21 protein-coding genes are annotated in these 24,939 nt (G+C 61.2%); all 21 read right to left on the bottom strand.

Features of this window, described 5'->3' with window-relative positions:
- Window positions 1–179: 179 nt before the first annotated feature.
- Window positions 180–1,223, bottom strand: a complete 1,044-nt coding sequence (locus BMY22_RS01285; RefSeq protein WP_090618950.1) for a glycosyltransferase family 2 protein — start codon at window positions 1,221–1,223, stop codon at window positions 180–182.
- A 144-nt stretch (window positions 1,224–1,367) separates the two neighbouring features.
- On the bottom strand, window positions 1,368–2,354 hold the full coding sequence (locus BMY22_RS01280) for a glycosyltransferase family 2 protein (protein ID WP_090618949.1): 987 nt from the start codon (window positions 2,352–2,354) through the stop codon (window positions 1,368–1,370).
- 82 nt (window positions 2,355–2,436) lie between these two features.
- Window positions 2,437–3,438 (bottom strand): glycosyltransferase family 2 protein, encoded by a 1,002-nt coding sequence (locus BMY22_RS01275; RefSeq protein WP_090618947.1) that lies wholly within the window; start codon window positions 3,436–3,438, stop codon window positions 2,437–2,439.
- A gap of 95 nt (window positions 3,439–3,533) precedes the next feature.
- On the bottom strand, window positions 3,534–4,370 hold the full coding sequence (locus BMY22_RS01270) for a glycosyltransferase (RefSeq protein ID WP_090618945.1): 837 nt from the start codon (window positions 4,368–4,370) through the stop codon (window positions 3,534–3,536).
- A gap of 108 nt (window positions 4,371–4,478) precedes the next feature.
- A complete protein-coding gene (locus BMY22_RS01265; protein ID WP_167363680.1) occupies window positions 4,479–6,557 on the bottom strand; it encodes a polysaccharide biosynthesis protein in 2,079 nt (692 codons plus the stop codon).
- Between the two features lie 152 nt (window positions 6,558–6,709).
- Window positions 6,710–7,885, bottom strand: a complete 1,176-nt coding sequence (locus BMY22_RS01260; RefSeq protein ID WP_090618944.1) for a DegT/DnrJ/EryC1/StrS family aminotransferase — start codon at window positions 7,883–7,885, stop codon at window positions 6,710–6,712.
- 761 nt (window positions 7,886–8,646) lie between these two features.
- Window positions 8,647–9,264 carry an acetyltransferase gene (locus BMY22_RS01250; RefSeq protein ID WP_090618942.1) on the bottom strand — a complete coding sequence of 206 codons (618 nt, stop codon included), beginning with the start codon at window positions 9,262–9,264 and terminating at the stop codon, window positions 8,647–8,649.
- Complete coding sequence (locus BMY22_RS01245) at window positions 9,261–9,857, bottom strand: sugar transferase (RefSeq protein ID WP_090618941.1); 597 nt, start codon at window positions 9,855–9,857, stop codon at window positions 9,261–9,263. The genes BMY22_RS01250 and BMY22_RS01245 overlap by 4 nt, the downstream gene beginning before the upstream one ends.
- Complete coding sequence (locus tag BMY22_RS01240) at window positions 9,857–10,981, bottom strand: glycosyltransferase family 4 protein (protein ID WP_090618939.1); 1,125 nt, start codon at window positions 10,979–10,981, stop codon at window positions 9,857–9,859. The genes BMY22_RS01245 and BMY22_RS01240 overlap by 1 nt, the downstream gene beginning before the upstream one ends.
- A complete protein-coding gene (locus BMY22_RS01235) occupies window positions 10,978–12,198 on the bottom strand; it encodes a hypothetical protein (protein WP_090618938.1) in 1,221 nt (406 codons plus the stop codon). The genes BMY22_RS01240 and BMY22_RS01235 overlap by 4 nt, the downstream gene beginning before the upstream one ends.
- Before the next feature lie 17 nt (window positions 12,199–12,215).
- Entirely contained in the window at window positions 12,216–13,301 is a 1,086-nt protein-coding gene (locus BMY22_RS01230; protein ID WP_090618936.1) for a glycosyltransferase family 4 protein, read from the bottom strand.
- Window positions 13,298–14,551, bottom strand: coding sequence for a glycosyltransferase family 4 protein (locus tag BMY22_RS01225; RefSeq protein WP_090618935.1), 1,254 nt, complete (start codon window positions 14,549–14,551; stop codon window positions 13,298–13,300). The genes BMY22_RS01230 and BMY22_RS01225 overlap by 4 nt, the downstream gene beginning before the upstream one ends.
- Window positions 14,548–15,678 carry a glycosyltransferase gene (locus BMY22_RS01220; RefSeq protein ID WP_244158761.1) on the bottom strand — a complete coding sequence of 377 codons (1,131 nt, stop codon included), beginning with the start codon at window positions 15,676–15,678 and terminating at the stop codon, window positions 14,548–14,550. The genes BMY22_RS01225 and BMY22_RS01220 overlap by 4 nt, the downstream gene beginning before the upstream one ends.
- Entirely contained in the window at window positions 15,647–16,789 is a 1,143-nt protein-coding gene (locus BMY22_RS01215) for a glycosyltransferase (protein WP_090618933.1), read from the bottom strand. Before BMY22_RS01215 ends, BMY22_RS01220 begins: the two co-directional genes overlap by 32 nt.
- The gene (locus tag BMY22_RS01210; RefSeq protein ID WP_090618932.1) at window positions 16,786–17,751 is read right to left on the bottom strand and encodes a glycosyltransferase family 2 protein; all 966 of its coding nucleotides are present in this window, start codon (window positions 17,749–17,751) and stop codon (window positions 16,786–16,788) included. The genes BMY22_RS01215 and BMY22_RS01210 overlap by 4 nt, the downstream gene beginning before the upstream one ends.
- Before the next feature lie 39 nt (window positions 17,752–17,790).
- A complete protein-coding gene (locus tag BMY22_RS01205; protein ID WP_090618930.1) occupies window positions 17,791–18,621 on the bottom strand; it encodes a glycosyltransferase domain-containing protein in 831 nt (276 codons plus the stop codon).
- 289 nt (window positions 18,622–18,910) lie between these two features.
- Entirely contained in the window at window positions 18,911–19,822 is a 912-nt protein-coding gene (locus BMY22_RS01200) for a glycosyltransferase family 2 protein (protein WP_090618929.1), read from the bottom strand.
- Window positions 19,823–19,983: 161 nt separating this feature from the next.
- Window positions 19,984–20,964: a glycosyltransferase gene (locus BMY22_RS01195; protein ID WP_167363679.1), complete on the bottom strand. Its 981-nt coding sequence runs from the start codon at window positions 20,962–20,964 to the stop codon at window positions 19,984–19,986.
- Window positions 20,965–21,055: 91 nt separating this feature from the next.
- Complete coding sequence (locus tag BMY22_RS01190) at window positions 21,056–21,994, bottom strand: ATP-grasp fold amidoligase family protein (protein WP_090618926.1); 939 nt, start codon at window positions 21,992–21,994, stop codon at window positions 21,056–21,058.
- A 96-nt stretch (window positions 21,995–22,090) separates the two neighbouring features.
- Window positions 22,091–23,041 carry a phosphoribosyltransferase family protein gene (locus BMY22_RS01185; RefSeq protein WP_090618924.1) on the bottom strand — a complete coding sequence of 317 codons (951 nt, stop codon included), beginning with the start codon at window positions 23,039–23,041 and terminating at the stop codon, window positions 22,091–22,093.
- Window positions 23,042–23,107: 66 nt separating this feature from the next.
- A complete protein-coding gene (locus BMY22_RS01180; protein WP_090618923.1) occupies window positions 23,108–24,898 on the bottom strand; it encodes an ABC transporter ATP-binding protein in 1,791 nt (596 codons plus the stop codon).
- Window positions 24,899–24,939: the final 41 nt, after the last annotated feature.

Raw genomic sequence — 24,939 nt, 5'->3', positions numbered from 1 at the left:
GCCGAGGTTCTTTCTGGCGGGGGGGCAGCTGGTCAGCTGTGCTGTTGAAAGCGATAAGTTTCATGATGATGTACGAATGGCGGCCTGTAACGGCTTACCAGAGCTTCCCGTCACTCACCAGTCATGTGCATCAGGTGCCGTCAGGTTACGGTGAAAATATCGAATTAATTTTGTATGGCTTATTGCATCTTTTGGTGGTCTTTGGGTGCGCTGTTTTGCAGTGCTTTAGGGGGCTCGGATTTTTTGATGATTGAGGGTTTTCTTAGTAGATTTCTTATTGTTAGCAATTCTGGAAAGGCATAAAGTGCAATGCTTTTTATCCTTATTGGTTTTGTTTTTGAGAATAGGATTATTAGTTTTTTTCTCGTGCGGTAGGGAAGTCTGTCGCCATAAATCGATCTGTAGGTGGTCAACGCATGGCTCAGCAGGCTTTGGATGAAGCAATTCAATGCTGCTCCTGTTTCGCTTTTTTCCTTGGCTAGGTTGAGCTTCAAGAGCTCTTCGGCAATGACAAAAAATCCATCTACATGCTTTTCATGTTTTTTCTGGGTCATGATCGATTCTGGCCTGACTCGCCTGTTGTAGAGCTTGTCAGTGATGCAGGTGACTTTTATTTTCTCGTTTTCGAGCAGTAGCCTGGTGGTGAACAGGTTATCTTCGTATAGTATTCCCGGGTGGAATTTTATGCTGTCCAGCCTGTTTTTTTTGTAGACATAGAAGCATGCTGAAACCTGGTAGTTGTTAATGTTTATCGATTGGACGAAAAAGGAACGTGCCGGACAGGATTTGTTTTGCAGGGCTGGAGTCCTTTCGGTTCTGAATTTGCGGCCTATATCCTCGCTGATTCCATCGAGAAATACGTTTGCTGAAAAAAAGACTACATCTGTCTGGTGCTGTTTTAAATGCCCGAGGCAGGTTGATAGGGTGTGTTTCTCTATAAAGTCGTCGCTATCAAGGAATAGGATGTATTCGCCGGTTGCGATTTCGAGTCCCGTGTTTCTGGCGACTGATAACCCCTGGTTTGGGATGCTTTTTACTATTATGTTTTGATGCTTGGCGTGGAACTCTTCAAGTATTGACAGGCTTGCATCTGTCGAGCCGTCGTTGATTGTGATGATTTCTACGTTCTCATAGTCTTGGCGGAGGGCAGAGTCCAAGCATTCGGCAAGATATTTTTCAACATTATAGACAGGTATGATGATGCTGACTTTTTCTGAGTTCATGGTGTATTCCTTTGTTGCCAAGAGAGCAGTAAGGCTATCAGAAGCTGCCTGTTTGGTTGGCTGAGTCCATCTCATCTTTCCCGATATTCTTTTGGCAGGGTCACCGTTTCACAGGGGTTGGCTTGGCTTTCAGGGTGAGCGAATTTATTGGGTATTGAAAATTTTAATGGATTTTTTTATGGCTAATAGTTCTGGGAAAATGTTGGGTAAGATTTTTTTTATTCTTGTGGGTGTCGGTCTTGTTTTGATATATAGGATCATCAGTCTTTGTCTTATGCGATAGGAGAGTTTTCCATCATAAACCAGCCTGTGGGTGAGCGATGCTTTTCTCAGCATGGCTTGGATGAACTGGTTCAATGCTGCCCCTGTTTCGCTTTTTTCTTTGGCTAGATCAAGCTTCAGCAGCTCTTCGGCGACGACAAGGAAGCCATTTACATGCTTCTCATGCTTTTTTTGAGTCATGATCGACTCTGGCCGGATACGCCTGTTGTAAAGCTTGTCAGTGATGCAGGTGACTTTTATATTGTCGTTCTCGAGCAGCAGCCTGGTGGTGAACAGGTTGTCTTCGTATATTATGCTTGGGTAGAACGTTATGTCGTTCAGCTTGTCTTTTCGGTAGATGTAGAAACATGCTGAAGCCTGGTATCTTTTAAGTTTTATCGATTGGGTGAAAAAGAATCGTGCCGAACAGGATTCGCTTTGCAGGGCTGTGGCTCTTTCGGTTTTGGTTATGCTGCATGAATTTTCACTGGCGCCGTCGAAAAATACACTCGTTGAAAAAAAGACGATATCTGTCCGATGTCGTCTGAAATGTTCCATGCAGGTGGATACGGTATGCTGCTCTATAAAGTCATCGCTATCCAGGAATAAAATATATTCGCCGGTTGCGATTTCAAGCCCGGTGTTTCTGGCAACTGACAATCCCTGGTTTGGAATGCTTTTGACGATCATGTTTTCGTGCTTGGTGCGGAACTCCTCAAGTATCGATAGACTTGCATCGGTGGAGCCATCATTGATGGCGATGATCTCTATATTGTCATGGTCCTGGCGGATAGCCGAATTCAGGCATTCGGCAAGATATTGTTCAACGTTATAGATAGGTATGATTATGCTGACCTTTTCTGAGTTCATGGTGTTCTCTAGGGCTGTGAAGGGCCGGCATAGGCATGCGTACGAAAAGTGCTGAATTATTTTTATTTATTCGAGCACTTGGTCACGGGTATGGCCTTTCGAGTAGAAGGATTTTTTTCATGGACTGCTTTATCGTGCACAACTCCGGAAAAGCACTGAGAACGATGGATTTTACTTTTTTATGTTTGAACCTGGTTTGTGCAAATAGAACTATCAGTCTCTTTCTTGCGTGATAGGGGAAATTGTTCCCATAAGCCTGCCTGCATGCGTCTAATGCAATGGTCAGGGTGGTCTGGATGAATTGATTCAAGGCTGATCCTGCTTCGCTGTTTTCTTTGGCCAACTCAAGCTTCAGGAGTTCTTCTGCAACGACGAGGAGTCCGTTTATGTGCTTTTCCTGCTTTTTTTGCGTCATGATCGAGTCGGGCCGGACACGTCTGTTGTAGAGCTTGTCTGAAATGCAGACCATCTTTGCATGCTGGTTTTCAAGGAGAAGCCGGGTTGTAAACAGGTTGTCTTCATGCAGAATGCCTGGATAAAACTTTATGTCGCCGAGCTCGTGTCGTTTGTAGATATAGAGGCATGCTGATACCAAGTAGCTCCCAAGCTTTATCGATTGGTTGAAAAAAGACTGGGCGGAAAAGGACTTGTTTTGCAGGGGCAAGGCTCTTTCGCCTCTGAATCGTTTTCCCGTGCTTTCATCAACTCCATCGAAAAATATTTTTGCCGAGAAAAACACTATATCTGACTGATGCTCCCTAAAGGCTTTCAGGCATGTGGAGACGGTATGCTTTTCTATGAAATCGTCACTGTCCAGGAATAAAATATATTCGCCGGTTGCGATTTCCAGCCCCGTGTTTCTGGCGACTGATAGCCCCTGGTTTTTTATGCTCTTGATCGTGATGTTGTCGTGCCTGGTACGGAATGCTTCAAGTATCGATCGGCTCGCATCGGTGGAGCCGTCGTCAATGGCAATGATTTCTATGTTGTCATGGTCCTGGGAGATGGCCGAGTTCAGGCATTCGGCAAGATACGGTTCAACGTTGTAGACCGGTATGATAATGCTGACTTTTTCTGAGTTCATGACGTCTTCGTTGTCTGAGTAGGGCGCAAGAAAGTAGCGGGCACCTGTCGGTCATCGCATGACGACCCGGCATGCCGTTTGGCAATCTGTACAAGTCACAGAGAGGCCCTGTCGACCGCTTCGAAGTAGCTCTTGATTTTTTTGAAAGACACATCGTTGTGGCATACTGAAATTCCCAGTCGGCCGAGAGTGTTTATCTTGATGTTGTCCAAAAGCTTGCCTGCCAAGCTGCTCGAGGTCAGGGTGTTTTGTTTTTCCAGGCCGTGCTCATGTTTGATGAAGAGAAGTTCACGCATGGCCTCCGGGCATGACAGGACAGGGGTTCTGGAGCGGGCGATTATTTCGCTTATCCAGAAGTCGTCGCTTTTCGGGCAGATTTTCAAATAATCCTGGTTCGTCAGGAAGTCTTCTTTTATATGCTTTTTTTTGAGGATTACCCCGCCTACGCCAGTGATCAGATAATCGCTGTCGAGTTCGACTTCCTTTTTCAATATGGGCCAGAGCATATAGGACTTGTGGCGGCCGAATAGGTTTCGCTTGCTGATTCGGACGCGCGAGGCCACGATTTTTTCTTCGTTGTGCTCTTGGAATTTGCTGATCAGCAGGTTGAGCCAGTTTTCCTTGTATATCGTGTCATCATCGGCGTAGACAATAGTCTGATCCTCGCTTGCCGCGGCAAGGGCAGGGAACAGCTTTCTATAAGGACCGGTATTGGTTGTCCATTTGAACTCTATCAGGTTTTTTATTTTATTCAGGTCGCTAACCCAGTATGGTTCTCTGTCTATTCCTTTATCTATCAGGTAGGCCTCTTTCGAAACCCAGACCACTATTTTTTCGGGAGGGGCCGACTGATTCAGAAGTGACCATAGGGTTTGAGAACACAACTCCAACCTGTTGTATGTGGTAGTAATGTTTATGGTGATTCTGCTCATTGGTCGCGGTGTGCTCGCTCAAGCAATGGAAGGTCTTTGGAGTACGCTCATGCGTGTCGGATCTTGCCCGGCATCGGCAGCGGCTACTTCATCTCCAGCCGGTATCGATCAGGACTTCTTGCTGTTCGGCCGGGCGTCCTGCGGCACGACGAGGTGTATCCAGGCGGGCACTGTGTGGCCGCCGTCCGGGTATTCCTGCGGGGGCCGTTCGAGGATTTCCGGGCTCGGCCGGTAGCCGCTGACGGTGCCCTGCAGCAGCTCGCGGATGCGCGGGAAGTCGTCGGTTTCCAATGCGGCGAGCAGGGCTTCCAGCCGCGGCTTCAGCTCCCGCCAGGGCAGGTGTTCCTCGTGGGCACGCAGGATCCGGCTGTGGCTGGTCGGCGTCGCGCCGTCGCCGATCAGCAGCTCCTCGTAGAGCTTCTCGCCCGGGCGCAGACCGACGAAGCGGATTTCGATGTCGCCGTCCGGGGCGCTTTCCGTGCGCAGCGACAGGCCGGACAGATGGACCATTTTCTGCGCCAGGTCGCGAATCTTCACCGGCTCGCCCATGTCCAGCACGAAGACGTCGCCGCCTTCGCCCATGGCGCCGGCCTGGATCACCAGCTGCGCCGCCTCGGGGATGGTCATGAAGTAGCGGGTGATCTCCGGGTGGGTGACGGTGATCGGCCCGCCGCGGCGGATCTGCTCGCGGAACAGCGGGATCACCGAGCCGGACGAGCCCAGCACGTTGCCGAAGCGGACCATGGTGAAGCGGGTGCGGTTGGGTTGCGGCGGCAGGCCGGGTTCGTCGAACAGCTCCACCTCGCGCTCGCGGGAGAAGGCCTGCAGCACCATCTCGGCCAGGCGCTTGCTGCCGCCCATCGCGTTGGTGGGGCGCACCGCCTTGTCGGTGGAGATCAGCACGAAGTTGCGCACCCCGGCGCGCAGCGCCGCCTGGGCGGTGCGCAGGGTGCCGAAGGTGTTGTTGAGCACGCCCTCGCTGACGTTGAGTTCGACCAGCGGCACATGCTTGTAGGCCGCGGCGTGGTAGAGGGTGTCGACCCCCCAGTGGCGCAGCGTCTCGAGCAGGCGGGGGCTGTGGCGGACCGAACCGAGCACGGGCACCAGGCTCAACGCCAGGCCGTCCTGGCGGACCCGCTGCTCGAGTTCGCCGTGAATGCTGTACAGGTTGTATTCCGAGTGCTCGAAGAGGATCAGTGTGGCCGGCCCGTTGGCGAGGATCTGCCGGCACAGCTCCGCGCCGATCGAGCCGCCGGCGCCGGTCACCATCACCACCTGGTCGCGGATGCAGCGCTCCTGCAGTTCGGGCTGGGCAGGCACCGCATCGCGGCCGAGCAGGTCGGCGATGTCGACTTCCTGCAGGTCGTTCACCGTGAAGCGGCCGCAGGCCAGCTTGGCGATGCTGGGCATCGAGCGCACCGGCAGCGGATGGACCTGCAGCATCTCGAGGATCTCGCGGCGGCGGCTGCGGCTGGCGGAGGGGATCGCCAGGACAATCTCCGCGGCGCCGGTTTCCTTGAGCAGGCGCGGCAGATCCCCGGGGCCGTAGACCGGCAGGCCGGCGATCGTCCGCCCGGCGAGGTGCGGATCGTCGTCGACGAAGGCCACCGGGCGCAGCGCATGCCCCATGAGCAGCGCATGGGCGAGCTGGTTGCCGGCCGACCCCGCGCCGTAGATGGCCACCCGGGGCAGGCCGCCCTGGCGCCGGAAGGGCAGATCGCGCAGGTTGAACCAGTCACCGGTGAAATACTGGCGCATGGCGAGGCGCAGGCCGCCGATCAGCAGCAGGCTGAGGCCCCAGTAATTGAAGATCATCGAGCGGGGAATCAGCAGCGTTGTATGGGTATGGAGGATGACCACCAGCCCCAGCAGCAGCGCCGACAGGCTGACCGCCTTGGCGATGGTCAGCAGCGCCTCGTTGCCCAGGTAGCGCATGACCGCGCGGTACATGCCCAGGCGCACGAAGATCGGCAGGGCGACGATGGGCGCGGAAAGGAACAGCCAGGCGTGGCCGCCGAAGGGCTGGATGACGCTCATGTCCTCCAGGCGGAGGTAGAACGCCAGCCAGAGCGCCAGCCAGACGAGCAGGACGTCCACGCCGACCTGGATGAGCCGCTTGTGGCCGTGGGACAGGTCCAGCAGGCGCTGTCGAAAGGGCTGGGAAGGTTCCTTGAGCGGCGATTTCATCGGGTGATGCTCCCCCGTGCGATACGGCTTCTGCCGATAAGGGCTGGAATGCGAAGGCGGTGTTCGGTTGCCGAAGGCGTGACATGCTCCTGAAGGAGTGACGGGGATGGAAATTGCCCTTGTGGGTGGAGAGTCGAAACCGGCCGGCAGGCTCAGCGGGCCGCCTCGTCCAGCACGTCGGTCAGCGCCGCGCAGGTTCGCTCGATCTCTGCCGCGCTCAGGGTGGGATGGACGAGGAACATCAGGCTGGTCTCGCCCAGTTCGCGGGCCACCGGCAGGCGTTCGGCCGGGCGCCAGGGGGTGCCGTCGAAGGCCTTCTCCCGGTACAGCTCGGGACAGCTGCCGGAGAAGCAGGGCACCCCGCGGGCGACGATCTCGCCGAGGATGCGCTCGCGGTCCCAGCCGCTTTTCAGCTGCCGAGGCTCGACGAACAGGTAGCACTTGTAGGCGGCATGCTCGATGTCCGCCGGCAGCTCCGGCACGCGTAGCCCCGGCAGGCGTCGTGCGCACTGCCAGAGGCGTTCGGCGTTGGCCCGCCGCCTTGCATGCCAGTCGGGCAGCCGGCGCAGCTGGAGGCGGCCGAGCACCGCCTGCATCTCGGTCATCCGCCCGTTGCCGCCGAAGCTCTCGTGCAGCCAGCGAAAGCCCGGCGGATGCCGGCGGGCGTGGACCGCCTCCCAGCTCTTGCCGTGGTCCTTGAGCGACCACATCCGCGACCACAGGGCCCGGTCGTTGGTGGTGACCATGCCGCCCTCGCCGCCGGTGCTGATGATCTTGTCCTGGCAGAACGACCAGGCGCCGACATGCCCGAGGCTGCCGACCGGTCGGCCCCGGTAGCGCGCGCCGTGGGCCTGGGCGCAGTCCTCGATGACCTTGAGGCCGTGGGCTTCGGCCAGCGCGATGATCGGCTCCATGTCGCACGGCCAGCCGGCCAGGTGTACGCAAAGCAGCGCCCGGGTGCGCGGCGTCAGCACCGCGCGGATGGTGTCGGCGGTGAGGTTCTGCGAGTCGCGGTCGACCTCGGCGAACACCGGCACGGCCCCGGCGTTGACGATGCTGGCGGCCGAGGCGAAGAAGCTGCGCGGCGTCACTACCACCTCGTCGCCCGGGCCGATGCCCAGGGCCTTGAGCGCCACGTCCAGGGCCACGGTGCCGTTGGCCAGGGCGATGGCGTGGGCGCAGTCGCTCCAGGCGGCGAATTCCTCCTCGAAGGCGCGGCATTGCTCGCCGGTCCAGTAGTTGACCCGGTTGGAGAGCAGCACCGTGCGCACGGCGTCGGCCTCTTCCTCGGTGAAGCAGGGCCAGGGGGAGAAGGGGCTGTCCGGCATCTTGGAAAAACCTCCAGGATATTGGCGACGGTGGTTCGATGGGTGCGGCGCTGTGAGCGGGAGCGGTTCCGGCGTTGCCTTCGGCTCTGCTGCATTGGCTGCTTGTCGAGTGGCCGGAAACGCCCTGTTTCGGCCCCCCGGCCGAGTCACTTTTTCTTGTCTGGCCAAGAAAAAGTGACCAAAAAGAAGGCCACCCCCTCATCCGGCCCTGCGCTTCGCTTCGGGTTCCCTCTCTGCGTCGCCGCTCCAGGGGTACGGCCCGAAGGGCCATCCATGGCCCACGGGCCTTTCGCCGCATCCCTGCGGCTCATCCCCTTGCGCGACGACTCCGTTCGGCCTCCTGAAGGGGGCATCCGGCGCTGTCCGACAGGCTGTGCCGCAAGAGCGAAAGCGCTTTCAGGCGGCTCGGAGCCCACCCCCGTTCAGGAGGCCGAGCGCAGGTGTCGCGGAGGGGGACGCGAGGCAGGACGCCGAGCGAGTCACGAAGGGACAGGGACGTCCCTTCGTGACGTGCCCCCGGAGCGGCGCCGGAGCGAGGGAACCCCGGCGCAGCCGGGGCTGGATGACCGGGCGCGCTTTCTCTTTGGTTACTTTCTCTTTCGCGCGAGCAAAGAGAAAGTGACTCGGCCGGGGGGGGGCCGAAACTGGGCGTTTCCGGCCACTCGGCAAGCAGCCATGCCAACGCCCACACAATCTTTCCCGTCCACTTTCAACCCCCCGCAGTGGCATGTGATTGCCCCGGCGCCGCCGTCCTGATCGGCTCAGAGCGGCCGCGCCGGCACGCCGACCACCGTGGCGCCGTCCGCCACGTCGGCCACCACCGCCGCGCCGGCGCCGACCATCACCCTCCGGCCGAGGCGCAGCGACTGGCGCACGCTGGCGCCGATGCCGATCCAACTCAAATCGCCGACCTGCACGCCGCCGGCCAGGTGCGCGCCGGGGCTGACGTGCACCGCCTCGCCCAGCTGGCAGTCGTGATCGACGCTGCAGCCGGTGTTGAGGATGGCGCCCAGCCCGACCTGGGCGTCGACGTTGAGCACCGCGCCGGCGAAGACCACCGAGCCGGCGCCGAGCCGCGCATGGGCGCTGACGATGGCCGCCGGGTGGATCAGCGTGACCAGCGGCGCCCCGGCGTCGCGCAGGCGGCGCAGCCGGTCCTGGCGGATACGGTTGTCGCCGATCGCCACCAGCACCCCGTCGAAGCCGGCCAGGGCGTCGAACAGCATCGCGCCGTTGCCGATCACCACCCAGGGGCCGTTGTGCTGGCGCTTCGGCCAGGCGTCGTCGAAGAACACCAGCGAGCGCCAGCCGCAGCGCTCGGCGGCGTCCGCCACCACCTTGCCGTGGCCGCTGGCGCCGAGAATGGCCAGTCTTTTCATGATTTGCTCCCGGTGAACCGTGCCATGGTCGCCTCGCCCTCGGCGTTGATGCCTTCGCGGGCCAGTACCCGCTTCAGGGTCAGCAGGAGGATGTGCAGGTCGAGACGCAGCGAGCGGTGGTCCACGTACCAGACATCCAGGCGGAACTTCTCCTCCCAGCTCAGGGCGTTGCGGCCGTTGACCTGGGCCCAGCCGGTGATACCGGGGCGGACCGCGTGGCGGCGGGCCTGTTCCGGGGTATAGAGCGGCAGGTACTCGATCAGCAGCGGGCGCGGGCCGACCAGGCTCATGTCGCCGCGCAGCACGTTCCACAGTTCCGGCAGCTCGTCCAGGCTGGTGGCGCGCAGGAAGCGGCCGAACGGCGTCAGGCGCTCGGCGTCGGGCAGCGGCCGGCCGCGCTCGTCCAGCGCCTCGCGCATGCTGCGGAACTTGAGCAGCGCGAACGGCCGGCCGTGCAGGCCGGGACGCAGCTGGCGGAACAGCACCGGAGCGCCGATCCGCCGGCGGACCAGCCAGGCCAGTGCCAGCAGCAGCGGGGCGAGCAGCAGCAGGCCGAGGGCGGCGGCGAGGAGGTCGAACAGGCGCTTGAGCATCACAGCCCCATCTCCCGCAGCAGCAGGGCATTGACCCGCTGCACGTCGTATTTCGCCTCGGCCAGCCGGCGCGAGCGGGCGCCCATGCTCGCGGCCAGCGCCGGCTCCTCGATGAAGCGCTGCATGGCGCGGGCCAGCTCGTCCACCGCTTTCACCGGCACGCGAAAGCCGTTGTCGCCGTCCACCACCGTCTCGCGGCAGCCGGGGGCGTCGGTGGTGATCACCGCGCGGCCCATGGCCATGGCTTCCAGCACGGTGCGTGGCGTGCCTTCTCGGTAGGAGGGCAGGACGTACACGCTGCAGGCAGCGATCGCCGGGCGCACGTCGTCCAGACGGCCGAGATAGCGCAGCGTGCCGTCGGCCACCCAGCCATCGAGTTCTTCCTGGCCGATGGCGTCGGGGTTGTTGTCGATCCAGCCAGCCAGCGTGAAGAGCGCCGAGGGACAACGGTTCTTCACCTGGCGCGCCGCCGCGGCGTATTCGCGCACGCCCTTGTCGCCCAGCAGCCGGGCGATCAGCAGGAAGTGCGGCTGCGCCGGCACGGGGGCGACGGGGTATTCGGCCAGGTCCACGCCGGAGCCGTTGACCACGCAGGAGGGGGTCGCCGGACCGAGGATGCCCTGGACGCGGAACAGCGCCTGGTCGTCGGGGTTCTGGAAGAACACCTTGTGGGTCCGCCGCAGCGCCAGGGCGTAGAGGCGCGGCAGCAGGGCGTGCAGCAGGCCGCGGGCGCCGTGCTCCCCATCCTCGCCGGTGAAGGCGTAGCCCAGCCCGGTGATCAGCGCAAAGCGCTGCGGCACCCCGGCCAGCGCGGCGGCCAGCGAGCCGTAGATCACCGGCTTGGCGGTGTAGCCGAGGACATGGGTCGGGCGGATGCGCCGCTTGAGCCGCCACAGGTGCAGCAGGGTGGCGCAGTCCTGCAGCGGGTTCATGCCGGTGCGCCGCAGCGGCAGGTCGTGCACGCGCAGGCCGCGCGCCTCCAGGCGAAGGCGCAGGGGACAGCCGGGCGCCAGCTGCGGCGCCGCCACGTGCACCTCCAGACCGCGGGCGAGTAAGGCTTCCAGCAGCGGGCCGCGAAAGGCCAAGAGCGAGTCGGCGAAGCCGGCGACGAGCAGGAAGATCATGGCTTGCGCCTCTGCTGGCCGGGACGGATGCCGTAGCGCTGGTAGATCTGCATGACCGGCGTCGGCGGCGGGCCCACCGGGCGCAGCGGCTGCGGGCGCGGCGTGCCGAGCGCGGAGAGGAGCAGGAGGATCAGCATGGGCGCGAACATCCACTTCTGGCGCAGGGAGATTCCCAGGTTGGCCGTGGTCATGGCCAGCATCAGCCAGGCGATCAGGGCATAGCTCCAGAGAAAGAGGCGGTTTTCCTGGTAGCGCCGGCCGGGATGGCGCAGCATGGCGCGCCCGCCCATGACGAACAGGTAGAGCAGGATCACGTTGTCGACGGAGGCGGCCAGGGCGAAGAGGCTGTGCGCCTCGAACGGCAGCGGGCGGAACAGGTAGGTGAACAGCTGCATGGGCAGGCTCATCGAGGAGATGTCCACCGCGCCGCTGCCCTGCATGTTGTAGCCTTGGCGGCCCTCCACATAGCTCATCAACGCTTCGGTGTCGGGGCTGCTCACCCCGGCGTACTCCAGCCCGAAGGGCACCAGGGCCGCCGCCCCGGCGAGCGCGACGCTGCCCAGCAGCACCCGTCTGGCCAGGGAGGTCCCGGGATGCAGCAGCAGGGCCAGGCTCACCCCCATGACCAGCATGGCGGCCATGTGCGGGCGGACCAGCAGCATGACGGCGACGGCGATGCCGATCAGGGGGATGCGCCGCTGCAGGTCCAGTGCCGCCCACAGGGCCAGACCGGTGGCGAGGAAGGACAGGGCATCCTTGCCGATGCCCGACGACCAGAAGCTCACCGAGGGCAGGAACACGATCAGGGTGGCCAGCCGGCGGAGCGTGCGCGACTTGTCCCGGGTGACGATGCGCAGGCTGGCGTCGAAGGCCAGCAGGCCGAGGCTGCCGAAGAGGTTGTAGACCAGGAAGGCGCCGAGCAGGGAAACGCCAAGACCCTCGATCAGCAGGCGGGTCAGGTAGACGACGCCGTAGGTGCCGACATCGAAGGCGCGCGCGCCACCGCTGGCCGTGCGGTAGTAGCCGATGGCATCGCCCCCATATTCCAGGACATACCAGAAATAGACCAGGCAGAACAGCGTGTGCCAGGCGTAAAGGGCCAGGCTGCGGCGGGAGCCGGTCCCGAAATGGCGACCGGCCCAGGTGACGAGGAGCGCGCCGGCGAGAAACACCAGGAGGGCTATGGCGACGTGCCAGGCGGAAGAAACCAGTGCCATGGGCATCCCTCTCGGGGTTAATGGGCGAGGGCCTTGCCGGCGGCGGGGAGCGCCGCGGCGAGGGTTTCCAGCAGCACCGGCAGCTGGCGCTGGAGGGAGTAGCGGTTTTCCACGGCCTGGCGCCCGGCTCGGCCCATCCGCTCCCGTTCGGACGCCGAGGTCAGCAGCCGGGACAGGGCGTCGCTCCAGTCATCGCCGGAGTCGGCAAGCAGGCCGGCTCCGCTGTCTTCGACGATTTCCCGGTTGGCGCCGGTCGGCGAGGCCACCAGCGGCACGCCGCAGGCCATGTACTGGATCAGCTTGTAGCCGCATTTGCCGTGCTCCCAGGGGCCGTCGCGCAGGGGCATGATGCCGACGTCCATCTGGCGGATCAGCGCCGCCTCGCGGTCCTCGCTCCAGGGCTCGACTTGTACCTCGAGGCCGGGTAGGCCGGGCAGGATCTCCGGCGTGGCGCCCACCAGCAGCAGGCGTGCGCCATGCCGGCGACAGGCCTGCTGCAGGGGCTCGCGGATGTCCAGCAGGTATTTCTGGGTGGACGGCGAGCCGATCCAGCCGATCACCGGGTGCGCGGTCGGCGCCACGAGCCGTGGCCGGTAGCGGTTGTGGTCCACCACGCTGGGAATGATCGCCACCCGGGCCGCGCCGGCAGCGCGGGCGCGCTCGGCCAGGTAGCGGTTGCCGACGATCACGCCGCTGGCGCTGCGCATGACCGCATCGATCTTGCCGCCCAGCAGCCGGCGCACCAGGGGGTTCTGCGCCAAGTCGTAGTTGTGGAACAGCGCATCGTCGTAGTCGACCACCCAGGGGGTGCCGAGCCGGGATTCGATCCAGGCGGGCAGGTAGGGGAAGAGCTCCTTCTCGATCCACAGCAGGTTGTGCTCGCCGGCCTTGGCGAGCGCCGCCAGGCGGCGCAGGTAGAGCGCCGCGGTCCGCAGCGGCGAACGCCGGCCGCTCTGGTAGAGGCTTTCCAGGTAGGCCTCGTCGAACAGGCTCTGCACCCGGACTTCGTGTCCGGCGGCCTCGAGGTGGGGCAGGTACTGCAGGGTGCGCAGCCGGCTGCTGGCGCCGCTGCGCGGGTAGCGGGTGAGCAGGAGGATCTTCATCTCGGTTCTCCGCAGGGATGGCCGTCGGGCAGCGGCTCCTGCACGGGCGTCCGCAGGGGCAGCAGGGCCGCCGCATAGGCATTGGCGCAGGCTTCCAGGGAAAAGTGGCGCAGGCCCGTGTTTCGGCAGTGCTCACGCAAGCCCTCGCGCTGCGGCAGGACCTCGTCGCAGAACCAGCGGGCCGCCCGCGCCAGCTCGGCGTCGTCCAGCCCGGCCAGCAGCCGTCCGGCGCTGGCGACGATGGCGTCGGTGTCGCCGATGCCGGGGCTGGCCAGCACTGGCAGTCCGCAGAGCAGGTACTCGCCGAGCTTGATCGGCGCTACGGCGCGCATGGAAAAGCTGCTCCGGCGCAGCGCCAGGCCCAGGTCGGCACAGGCCAGGTAGCCGGGCACCGCATGTCCCGGCAGGCTCAGGGTGGACACTGCCGGTGCCAGCGCGGCGAAGCGCTCCAGCAGGGGTTTCAGGGCTTCCGGCGAACCGCTCAGGACGAGCAGGCGGGCATCGCTGCGGATCTGCCGGACTTGCTCGAACAGGCGGAACATTTCCTCCAGGCAGTACTGCGGGCCGAGCGAGCCGGCGTAGACCAGCAGCGGCGCCTCGGCGGCCAGCCCCAGCTGTTCGCGCACCCGCCGGCGCGAGACTGCGTCCCCCGGGCTGAAGCGTTCGGTGTCGCGGCCGTTGCCGACCACCTGGAACTTGCCGGGCGAGATGCCGGCGCCGGCCCGCGCCAGGAGGATCTCCACTGCCTGCTGCGAGCGGGTCAGCACGCGGTCGGCCTGGCGCACCGCCTGGGCCTCGACGTCGCGCAGCAGGCGCTGGATCAGGCCGGACGGCGACTGGCCGGCGAACTCGACCCGCTCGTCCAGCGGCAGGCCGTCGGCATCGAAGACCATCGGCACGGCGCGGCCGCGCAGCGCCAGCAGGGTGGCCAGGGCCGGCAGCGTGCTGCGCGGCATCACCGCGTCGATGCGCTGCTCGCCGATCGCCCGGCGGATCAGCCGGGCGCCCTCGAGCGCGGTCAGCAGGCCGCCGAGGGCGCGGGGCCGGCGCCAGATCCGCTGCGCCCGGTAGGCCAGCCCGGCCTGTCGGCAGGCCTGGCGGCGCTGCTCGATGAGCGGCTCGTCGCCCCAGGTGAACTGCAGGATATGGACGTGCAGCCCCATGCCGGCCAGGCGCTGGAAGATCGGCAGGAACAGGCTTTCCAGGTAGGTGACCTGCGGGCCGTCCCAGGTGACGAAGAGGATGTTCATGGGCCGATGCGCTGCGCGGCGAGCCGCCGGTAGAGGTGGTCGACGTCGCGGACGTAGCGTTCCGCGCCGAAATTGGTTGTGGCCAGGGCCTGGCCGGCCCGTCCCATGCTCTGGCGCCGGGCGGGGTCGCGCCGCAGCTCGAGGATGGCCTCGGCGAGCGCCTGCGGCTGGCCAGGTGAGACCAGCAGGCCGCTTGCGCCCTCGTCGACCACGCCGGGGATGCCGCCGACCCGGGTCGCCACCACCGGCAGTCCGGCCTGCATCGCCTCGACCAGCACCAGGCCGAAGGCCTCCATGGCCGAGGCCAGGGCGAAGACGTCCATGAGCGCGTAGCAGGGCTGCGGATCGGCCTGGTAGCCGGCGAAACGCACCTGGGCGGCGACCCCGAGCGTCTCGGCCAGTTCGCGCAGCGCGCCTTCGTCCGGTCCCTTGCCGACCACCAGCAGGCGCGCCTCGGGGCACGCCGGCAGCAGCACGGCCAGCGCGCGGATCAGGTCGCTGACGCGCTTGTGGCGATCGAGCAGGCGGCCGACGGTGCCGATCACGAAGTGTTCCGGCGCCAGCTCGAACTGCTCGCGCAGCGCGCGGATCTGGTTCTCGTCGGGCGGCGCCATCTCGGCCACGCCGTTGTTGATCAGGGTGACCTTGCTGCGCGGGAGATGCAGGCGCCCGAGCAGGTACTGCTCGACGGCGGGGGATACCGCCACCATCTGGTGGCTCAGGGCGCCGAGCAGGCGCAGCAGCAGGTGACCGCGCCAGCGGCGGTTGACCGGGTCGGAAGTTTCCTCGCCGATGATCACCGGCACCCGGGCGAGCCGGCCGAGGATGGTGGCCAGGGAGACACCCTCGAACACCGCGCCGTGGATGATGTGCGGGCGGAACTCGCGCACCACGCGCAGGGCCTGCCGGTAGGGCTCGCGGTCCAGCACGCCGCGGAACACCCCGACGGCATGCAGCGGGCAGCCCGCCTCGGCGAAGCGCGCCGGCAGGGCGCCCACGGCCTTGGTGCAGACCAGCGACTGCTCGTAGCGCGCGCTGTCCAGCTGGCGGGCCAGGGTCAGGCGACGCTGTTCGACGCCGCCGGAGCCGACCGTCTCAAGACAGTGCAGAATCCGTATCTTGTCCATGTTTGCCGTTGGCCTTGCGAGGGGCGAATTGCCGGTACAGCGCTTCCAGCCGGCTCTTGTACTCGGCGGGCTCGAAGCGCCCCGCGACCGCGCTCCGGGCCCGCAGGCCCATGGCCCTCAGTTGCTCCGGGCCGAGCCGCCAGGCTTCTTCGAGAACGCTGGCGAGGGCGCCTGGTGTCGCTTCCGGCAGCAGCCAGCCGGTGACGCCGGGTTCGACGATCTCCGGCGCGCCGCCCACCGCGGTGGCGATGACCGGAACGCCGCAGCCCATGGCCTCGACCAGCGCCAGGCCGAAGCCTTCGGAGCGCGAGGGCTGGACGTAGACATGGCACTGGCGCACGTACTCGTCGGGATGCGGCTGGTAGCCCGGCAGGTGTACGCACTCGTCCAGTTCCTGCGCGCGGATGGCGGCTTCGAGGCGTGCGCGCTCGCGCCCTTCGCCGATCAGCCAGAGTTCCACGGGAATGCCGCGGGCCAGCAGCAGGTCGGCGGCCTCGACCAGCGCCAGGGGGTTCTTGACGGCTTCCAGGCGGCCGACGAAGCCGACCCGCAGCGCTCCCGGCGTCGCGGCCTGCCCGCTGCGTTCGACCGGCAGCTTGACCGGGTTGTAGACCCGCACCGCCTTGGCCGGCGGCACCTCGCCGCTCTCGACCAGCCAGCCGGTCACCGCATCGGAGATGCCGACGACGCAGTGGGCGCAGCGGTAGAGCTGGCGGAACACCCGGCGAGCCCGCCTGCTGTGCGCCGGGATGCCGATCTCCTCGCCGACCCGCACCGGCACGCCGGCCAGCCGGGCGGCGATCAGACCGTGGAAATTGGCCTCGGCGCCATGGCTGTGCACCACCGTCGGGCGCAGCTGCCGGAACAGCCGGAACAGGGCGAGGATGGCGGCCGGGCTGGGAATCCTCACCGGCTGCTGCAGGCACTGGACCGGGGCTCCCAGGGCTTTCAGGCGCCGCTCCGCAGCGCCGCCGCCGCCGATGGCGCAGAACAGGTGCCGCATGTCACCCACAGGCTGTTCGGCGAGGATTTCCATGCGTTTTTCGACGCCGCCGAAGTCCAGCGAGGTAAGCAGGTGGAGGACCGACGGGCGTTGGGTGGCGAGCGTCATGGCCGGACCATGTCCTTGAGGGCGCTTTTCCAGCCGGCGAAATTCCGGTAGCCGCCCGACAGCCAGAAACGCAGCAGTTCCGGAGGGCGGCGCCAGCGCGGGCGCGAGGCGATCTCGAGGCGTTTTTCGAGTGCCGGGAGCTTGCCTTGCAGGGCGGCGATCGTTTGCTCGACGAGCTCGCCGGCGCCCAGGGCCCTCAATTGGCGAGCCCTTTTCTTGAGCCTGCTTATGTACAGGTTCGTGGCGATTATCTGGTGCTTCCAGCCGCCGCTGGCATCCCGGATGCCGTAGTGGGTGAGCTTGCTCAGCCGGGAGAGCTTTCCGGCGCTGCTGGTGAGGCTGTGCGAGGTGTTTTCTTCATGTCTTCGGTAGATCTGCAGCGGTTGCTCCACGATCAGCCGGAGCTTGCAGAAATCGCCGATGCGATTGATCCAGGCATCGTGCGTTCCGATCTCGACCGGAATGGGCAGCACGACTTCGAGCCAGGATTTTCTGAGCGCCGTGCAGCAGCCGGCTTTCAGGTAGGATTTTTCAAGGCCGAGTGCGCGGATGTTTTCCAGGGTGGTGCCGGTGGAGGATTGCAGGTCTTGACTGGCAATTCTCTGATCGTTGGTGACGATCATTTTTTCGGGGTGGGCAAGAAAGGTTTTTTCTATGATTTGCAGCTTGTTTTCCAGCCAGACATCATCCTGATCGCTCAGGAAGATTATTTCGCCGGTGCACAGCGAGAGCGCCCGCTCGAAGTTTTTTATGAAGCCCAGGTTCTTTTCGTTCCGATAAATGAGCACAGGAAACGGAGCCTGCTTCTGAAAGTCCGTCAGGATGGCGAGGGTCCCGTCCTGGGAACAGTCGTCGCAGACCACCAGTTCATCGGGCTGCCGGGTCTGGCGGAGGAAACTGTCCAGCTGCTCCGGCAGATAGCGCGATCCATTGTAGGTGGCCATGGCAATGGAAATTTTCATGGCGTGCTTGAAAGTCCCGTGATTAGTTGTGATATCCACTTATTTCGATTGTGCGCCATCAGGCCTGATATAGGTCAGGCCGGTCAGGTTTCTGATTATCTTTCTGTATGCCTTTCGCATATAAAATGTCATCAGATAAGTTGAGTAGCGGTAGTGGCAGGAATAGTGCTCGGCTGGTGGGTGGCGTAGATGCTTTTCTCGCAAGGAAAAATATTTGCTTTTTCCGTGTGCGTTGTCGTCGCCCATGACGGTAAATTTGAGGTTGTACTTGAGTGCTATATAGTTGAAGGAAAGCTGGTCTCGTCTGCTTCGATTGAGCACTATTTCCCACCAGGCGTTCATGGCCTGTTCCAGTGCTACGGTTTTCTTTCTGAGCAGGACATTGCATTCATTCAGTCCATTTTTTTCCGGGTAGCCCTGCCTTTTCAGGAACTCGACGTGTTCCTTGATTACCTCGATAGAGTCCTTCTTGCGTGACAGGCAGGCCATGGCTTCTTCATAGACGCAGTTTCTGGATGGGTGCTTGAAGGTAACCAGATCATGTTCGTCAAGCAGTCCAATCAGTTCGTTCACATCGCCTATTATGTCAATGTTGCCATCGATCCATATGGTATAGTCGTAGTTTTCGAGGACGGGATGTCCGACGATTTTGGGTTTTCTCGATTTTCTGACGCTGTCCAGGTGCGCGTACTTTTCGTCGAGAGGAATTATTTTCCAGAACTTGGAGTGGATATCGCAGTCGGTGAACGCCAGGTAGTCGATGTTTCCTTCTGTAGACTTGTAGGTCAGCTCTTCCAGATTGTCATAGCCTGCCGTTATGGCCGTATATATGGCTATTCTCTTGCGTGTGGCTGCGCTGGTCTGATCCATGTCGATGGGTTCTTGAGTGGTATATTGTCGCTCAGCGATATTGCCTTGCCGGTCCGGATGTGTCTTGTGGAGTTGCTGTCGACTTGCTCCGTCGATGAGGAATTTCTGGCGTTATAGGCGGCGCAGGATTCGACGACCCGGCTGCAGGCGGTTCAGGTCGCTTGCCGGGGATAATCTCTTGCATGCGGACGCACGGGGCAGGCTGGACGAGGAGAGCCGATGGGTTGGGTGCGCTACACGCCAGCATGATTACCCATCGAGCTTGGGTCGGCATCCGTATGGAGGGGGCCTAGTCAACCTTCAATCCAAGGTTTTTCAATGTCTGGTGCAGAATGGGTCTTACTCTGTTTTGACACTTGTTCATATGCTGTCGCACATAGGCGCGCAGGGGCGTGGTGTCTTTCTTGTATAGCGTGTTTTTCCACATGTCCTTCAGAGAGAATTCCTGTCTGACCAGCCGTGCATAAGATGTCAGGATGTAGCTGGATTTCTCATCGTACATATCCTTGTTTCTTTCGTGCAGTTCTTCGAGAGCAACGTCCAGAGGGATGCTTCGGGAGACTCGCAGTGCACCGATTTCATGGTCGTGATGCAGGACATAAAGTGGTGTTCGCTGCCGGTAAAAGTATCCACCGTAACGGCTGCAAAGGCGCAGCCAGGTATCCCAGTCCTGCAGGCGCCTGACGTCCTCTTTGAAGCCGCCGATGCTTTGCAGTCGACTCGTTTGGGTCAGTACCTGATTGGAGGCCACATTTTTGATAAGCAACTGCTGGAGGGTAAGTAGACAATCCTCCGGAGGATAATAGAGTTGAGGTTCCTGGCCGGGCCTCTTGCTCCAGAAATTGCTGCAGACAAAGGCGTATTTGTCATCCCAGACATGCAGCAGGCGCTCGAGCCGTTCGGGGAGAAATTCGTCGTCGTCATCCAGTCCGGTAATGAACTCACCACGGGCGGCGAATATTCCCAGGTTGCGTGCGCTGCAGGCGCCGCGTGGAGCCGGATTTCTGAAATAGCGGATCTTCGGATTGTCTTCGGCCAGTTCCGAGACCCATGCAGAGGTCCTGTCCGTGGAGCCATCGTCGCAAATCAGTATTTCGTAGTTCTCGTAAGTCTGGTTCAGTACCGACCGCAAGGCGCGTTCGAGCCTCTCGACCCGATTGTGAGTTGGAATATAAATGCTGACCAGCGGATTCGGGCGCATGCCTGGTACTCCGGCAAGTAATGCTCTAGCAAAAGTCAGGTTGTCATTTGCGAGCACATACCATTTACACATGCCCCTCAAGCCTTTGAGGTTGCCCGTGACCGGGTTCGGCAAGGATTGAAACCCGACTTCTTGTCGGGTGCTTACCAGACGAGCTCTGCTTACGAGTAGTTGGATTGTTGGCGGAGAATGTCTTTCAGAGCACTCTTCCAGCCGGAGAAGTTATTGTAGTCGCCGCTTAGCCAGAGCCTTATTATTTTTGGAAGGCGTTTCAGTCGATTTTGGGAGTTGTTATGGATTCTGGATTCCAGTGCGCTTATTCTTCGATCCAGCTTCCGTATGGCTGTCTCTTGTCGTGACAGCAGTCCCAGCTCTTTCAGGTTTTCCGTTCTTTCCAGAAGGCGCTTTCTGGCCCAGCGTGTTCTATCGAGTTCCCGGCGCCAGGCTCCGGTTTTGTCGGCTAGCCCATAGACCCTGATGGAGTCGAGAACATTCATTTGTTCGGGTTTGCTGGCACGCCACTGGGATACATTTTTGTCATGGCGGCGATAATACTGTTGAGGCGGTAGGCAAATAGTTCGAACATCCATGGCTAATGCTAGTTTGTGGATCCAGGTGTCATGGGCGGCGACCTCCGTGGGGATGGGGAGCACGATCGAGACCCACTCCCTCCGTAGAGCCGTGGCACATCCGGAGACATAGGTTTCGACCGTGGAGCCAAGGGCGAGGATATTGCCCAGCTGTGTCTGTCGGGAGGGAACAAGGTTTTCGTCGGTGATGATCATGTCTGTATGGATAACGAAAATATTCGGCTGGGCCAGGAGTACTCTGGTCATTTCCAGGATTTTCGTATCGAACCAGTAGTCGTCCTGGTCGCTCAGAAAGATGATGTCGCCCGTGCAAAGTGAAATTGCCTTTTCAAAGTTTTTCTTGTATCCGAGTCGGATCGGGTTTTGCTCGATTCTTACCTCGAACGGGGCGTCTTTTTGAAAGCTCTGGAGAATCGCCATGGTCGAATCGCTGGAGTCGTCGTCACATATTACCACTTCGTGAGGTGGTTTTTTCTGCCGAAGAAAGCTGTCCAGTTGTTCCGGTAGGTATCGAGCACCATTGTAGGTGGCGATGGCAATTGAAATTTTCACGAAGAATCGCTCTGTTTTTTGCTGGATCAGACAGTGAATATCCAAGGTTGTGCGGATATTCGGTTGCGGCAGTTTTAGAGGCTCAACCAGCTCAGGCTGGCGGCGGTTTCTCGGGCCAGCCGAATTTTCGGCCCAATATCAGATCCCATTCGGGAGGGCTGAGTCTATAACCTCCTCCGCCTGGGGTGATGGTTAGTTCGCCGATATATATTTTTCTATCGTACAAATAGAAGTCAACCCGCAGATAGCCAAAGGGAGCCGCAAGTCGTTTGGCGATGCTGAGCATTTCCGGCAGCTCTTGGGGAGGGGTGAGCAGGCGCTGGTCTTGGCTGGGTTTTTTTTCAACGCGACTGAAGGGAGCAATGGACCAGTCTTCGAGAAACAGGCTTTGCGTTATTTTTTTGAAGCGACCTTGCATGACTTGTATGAAAATATAGGGTGAAGTGCCGGGGGCACCATTGAATACATTGAACTTGTAGTCGTCTGGCGGTTCGCCATTGGAGAGCAAGGCCTTTTCGAAGATTATTTTGGGGCGGATGCTGGCGTAGTGTTTTTCCCGGGCCAGTCTGGAGAAATCCTTCTTCAGCCAGTCATTGGCTGTTCTAGCCAATGCCGCAAAGTCTTCTTTGTGCTTTTCGGTGACGATCTTGATTTGTCCGGAGCTATGGTTGGCTTTCATTACAAAGCTATCAGGAAGCGTTTCGAGGGTTTTCGTCGTTACTCGTTCGCAAACAAGATAGTTGGGGATCAGGTATTGGCTGCCTACGTTTTTTTCTATGTAGTCGCGGACGCGAACCTTGTCGGCCAGGACGGAAAATATGGGGGATGGGTAGCGCATCCTGTGGAAGATTTTCTCGGAAAAGCACCTCGGCTCTTTGAAGTTGCAAAATTTTCCATGGAGTATGAAATATCGCCGCTGATAGAAGATCGGTTCGGGAAGGGTCAGATCCAAAAATTTTTGGGCTTTTCTGTGGAGGACGAGAATCTTGAGAGGAAGAGCTTCCCTGAGCAAACCTTTGATGCTTGGCATTTTTCTATCGTACGTATTTTATATGTTGATCTTGGGCGGAGCTTGTAGTTATGCGATCTGAATCGATCGATTCGCATTCAGATGGTCAAGAGTTTTTCAGTGTCTTCTGGCCGGCAGGGACAGTGATTGCGTCAATTTTTTGTATATGTTTCGAAAGACCCAGAGGGAAGGGGTCGTATAAATAGATTGCAATGCGCCGGACTGATAGAGTCTGTGGTTGGTGGCGCAAAATACTGGCTTGCCTGTTGCTTTTGCTATTTCGAGCGCCTGGCCTGGATCGCTTTCCAGGAACAAGTCCAGTCTGGAGGTGCTGTAGTACTCGGCCTTGTGCATAGCGTGCGTTCGGGGATGGCAATATTTGCTGTCTGGCAAATCCCGCATGATCAAGTGTTCGTATTTGATGTTGTGCGCTCTTAGCCAGACCTCGGTTTCTTTTCTGTATTTTTCCGGTCGACTGCTGATCAGTGAGTGGATCTTGTACGACGGCAGGTTCAGCGGCTTGGCGTTTGTCAGAAGGTCCGTGTATTTTTCATCGTCTTCATTCTGGTCTTTTATTGGGGGGGCACACAGGACGCCATCTATATCAATGCATGCGTGAGACAGTATGCGGTGGTGATAAATATTCCACTCGAAAATCCGCGGACACGCTACGTGTTCAAAGTAAATGTCAATCTCTGCGGGTTTTGCCGAGGCGGAGTAAACAGCCATTTTGAGGAGTTTTCCCATGAACGCGCCTGGCAGTTGCTCGACGGCTGACCGCATGGACATGCCCGAGATGATGCTGTCGTCCACCAGCAGGATTTTCTTCGCATCCCAGGCATTGGTCAGGATATTGGCGGTTCTTCTCGTTCGACCATGGGCAGGTTTTTCATTTCTGCAGAACGAGGCAAGGTCAAGGCAGTTCACATTCAAGTACAGGGAGATCATGTAGGCGGGGATCATGCCGCTTCTGGGAATACCGACTACCAGGTCAATTTCCCTGTCGTGCAACTTGTGAATGTTCTTTCTGATGTCTTCGGCGAGGTTGGCATAGGAGATGAAGTTCATAGGGATACTTGCCTCGCACGGGGTGATTTTCTCGAGGGCAGGATGAGTCTCAAAAGCCTTGCAATGTCAGGAGCTGCCGATCGGCCGGCGGCAAAGAACCTGCTCGTGGTTTTCCGTGCGCAGCAGGAGGCCACCGGCAAGTTCGTAGATGCAGTCGCAACCGCTTAGCGTCGAGGTGCGGTGGGCGATGATGAGTACGGTCAGCTCCGGCCCCAGGTTGCGGATGGCTTCCATCACGGCGCTTTCGGTGCCGTGGTCCAGGGCGCTGGTGGCTTCGTCGAAGATCAGCACGTCGGCCTGCTTGTAGAGCGCGCGGGCGATGCCGATGCGCTGGCGCTGGCCGCCGGATAGGCGCACGCCGCGCTCGCCGATCTGGGTGTCGTATTGCTCCGCCAGGCCTTCGACGAACTCGGCGATATGCGCCTGGCGGGCCGCCTCGCGCAGGCGGTTCCAGTCCAGGTCGCGCCGCTCGACGCCGAAAGCGATGTTTTCGGCGATCGAGGTGTCGGCCAGGTAGATGCTCTGCGGCACATGGGCGATGTGGGCCTGCCAGTCGCGCCGGTTGGCCGGGGTCAGGGCAACGCCGTCGATGAGGATCTGGCCGCCGGTGGGTTCCAGCAAGCCCATGAGCAGGTCCAGGCTGGTGCTCTTGCCGCTGCCGGTCTTGCCGACGAAGCCGACGCGGCTGCCCTTGGCGATTTCCAGATTCAGATGCCGGAGCACGTCGGGACCTTCGGGGGCATAGCGAAAGCAGATGTCCCGCAGCTCGATGCTCCGTGCGAAGGGTATCGGTCGTGGCGCTTCCCGTTTCAGGTACTCGGCCGGAATGGGTTGTGCGAGCAGGTCCATCACATCCTCGATGTTGCCCCGGCTGCCCATGATGGTCGCCCAGCAGTGATAGAGCTGCTGCATCTGCGGCAGCAGGCGTTGCGCGCCGATCGCCAGGGCACCCAGTACCGGCAGGGCGGCGGCCAGACCGCCCGCGCGCTGGCTGAGCCCGTAGGCCAGCATGGCGAGGGAGAGCATGCCGACGGCTTCGATCAGGTAGCGGGGCGCTCCACCGAGAAAGGCGTTGGCCACCTGCGCCTTGCGCAGGTCGGCGTCGACCTTGCGAAAGCGTTTGACATAGAGCGCCTGGGAGCCGTCGATCAGGATGTCGCGAATGCCGCCGAGGCCTTCCTGGATGGCTTGCAGGCGGACATTGTGCGCCTGGGCGATGCTCCGGCTGTTTTTTCGCAGCTTGCGCCGGGTACCCAGGCTGACCAGCAGGTACTGCAGGCCGAACAGCAGGCCGGCGGCGAGGGCGACCGCCGGGTCGATCAGGGTCAGGGCGGTAAATATGGCCAGCGCCATGAGGCTGGCGATCATGGCGTTGATCAGCGGCATGAGCAGGCCGCCGACCACGCTCTGGACCTTGCCCATGCCGGCGATGATCTGGCTGGTATTGCGCGCCACATGGTAGCGGTAGGGCTGCATCAGGGTGCGCCGGTAGACCTCGACGCCCAGGTCGTAACCGATGCCGTGGGTGGTCTTGTTGCTGGCCCAGGTCAGGGTGATGCGGATGAGTGCGGCGACCACCGCCATCGATCCGAACAGTAGGCTGGCGGGGAGCAGGATGTTCTCGTGGCGCCAGCCGAGCAGATTGAACAACTGTTGCAGCAACGGATAGTTCTGTGCCTTCTCCGGGTCGGCCAGCAGCGCGAGGAAGGGAAGCACGGCGCTGAAGGTCGCCAGTTCGGCCAGGATGCCGACCAGCATGAGCAGGATCAGGCCCAGCAGTTGGAGACGCCGGCGCCTGGACAGGTGGGCATAGAGGCGTTCGAGGATATGGCGCAGCGAGGGGGCGGTATCGCGCATGGGCAAGGGCTCGCTCCGATGGTCGGTGGCGGGTGGGTGGC

The organism is Azotobacter beijerinckii (assembly GCF_900110885.1).
GTDB classification, from domain to species: domain Bacteria; phylum Pseudomonadota; class Gammaproteobacteria; order Pseudomonadales; family Pseudomonadaceae; genus Azotobacter; species Azotobacter beijerinckii.
This window is presented reverse-complemented; position numbering and strand designations above follow the sequence as displayed.

What these genes read in the sequence shown, in the direction of transcription:
- BMY22_RS01270 (WP_090618945.1), bottom strand. Translation starts at nt 4,370, where the DNA reads ATGAGCAGAATCACCATAAACATTACTACCACATACAACAGGTTGGAG.
- BMY22_RS01200 (WP_090618929.1), bottom strand. Translation starts at nt 19,822, where the DNA reads ATGCGCCCGAATCCGCTGGTCAGCATTTATATTCCAACTCACAATCGG.
- BMY22_RS01230 (WP_090618936.1), bottom strand. Translation starts at nt 13,301, where the DNA reads ATGAAGATCCTCCTGCTCACCCGCTACCCGCGCAGCGGCGCCAGCAGC.
- BMY22_RS01190 (WP_090618926.1), bottom strand. Translation starts at nt 21,994, where the DNA reads ATGCCAAGCATCAAAGGTTTGCTCAGGGAAGCTCTTCCTCTCAAGATT.
- BMY22_RS01205 (WP_090618930.1), bottom strand. Translation starts at nt 18,621, where the DNA reads ATGGATCAGACCAGCGCAGCCACACGCAAGAGAATAGCCATATATACG.
- BMY22_RS01260 (WP_090618944.1), bottom strand. Translation starts at nt 7,885, where the DNA reads ATGCCGGACAGCCCCTTCTCCCCCTGGCCCTGCTTCACCGAGGAAGAG.
- BMY22_RS01275 (WP_090618947.1), bottom strand. Translation starts at nt 3,438, where the DNA reads ATGAACTCAGAAAAAGTCAGCATTATCATACCGGTCTACAACGTTGAA.
- BMY22_RS01185 (WP_090618924.1), bottom strand. Translation starts at nt 23,041, where the DNA reads ATGAACTTCATCTCCTATGCCAACCTCGCCGAAGACATCAGAAAGAAC.
- BMY22_RS01280 (WP_090618949.1), bottom strand. Translation starts at nt 2,354, where the DNA reads ATGAACTCAGAAAAGGTCAGCATAATCATACCTATCTATAACGTTGAA.
- BMY22_RS01225 (WP_090618935.1), bottom strand. Translation starts at nt 14,551, where the DNA reads ATGAACATCCTCTTCGTCACCTGGGACGGCCCGCAGGTCACCTACCTG.
- BMY22_RS01180 (WP_090618923.1), bottom strand. Translation starts at nt 24,898, where the DNA reads ATGCGCGATACCGCCCCCTCGCTGCGCCATATCCTCGAACGCCTCTAT.
- BMY22_RS01210 (WP_090618932.1), bottom strand. Translation starts at nt 17,751, where the DNA reads ATGAAAATTTCCATTGCCATGGCCACCTACAATGGATCGCGCTATCTG.
- BMY22_RS01220 (WP_244158761.1), bottom strand. Translation starts at nt 15,678, where the DNA reads ATGGACAAGATACGGATTCTGCACTGTCTTGAGACGGTCGGCTCCGGC.
- BMY22_RS01250 (WP_090618942.1), bottom strand. Translation starts at nt 9,264, where the DNA reads ATGAAAAGACTGGCCATTCTCGGCGCCAGCGGCCACGGCAAGGTGGTG.
- BMY22_RS01285 (WP_090618950.1), bottom strand. Translation starts at nt 1,223, where the DNA reads ATGAACTCAGAAAAAGTCAGCATCATCATACCTGTCTATAATGTTGAA.
- BMY22_RS01240 (WP_090618939.1), bottom strand. Translation starts at nt 10,981, where the DNA reads ATGATCTTCCTGCTCGTCGCCGGCTTCGCCGACTCGCTCTTGGCCTTT.
- BMY22_RS01245 (WP_090618941.1), bottom strand. Translation starts at nt 9,857, where the DNA reads ATGCTCAAGCGCCTGTTCGACCTCCTCGCCGCCGCCCTCGGCCTGCTG.
- BMY22_RS01235 (WP_090618938.1), bottom strand. Translation starts at nt 12,198, where the DNA reads ATGGCACTGGTTTCTTCCGCCTGGCACGTCGCCATAGCCCTCCTGGTG.
- BMY22_RS01215 (WP_090618933.1), bottom strand. Translation starts at nt 16,789, where the DNA reads ATGACGCTCGCCACCCAACGCCCGTCGGTCCTCCACCTGCTTACCTCG.
- BMY22_RS01265 (WP_167363680.1), bottom strand. Translation starts at nt 6,557, where the DNA reads ATGAAATCGCCGCTCAAGGAACCTTCCCAGCCCTTTCGACAGCGCCTG.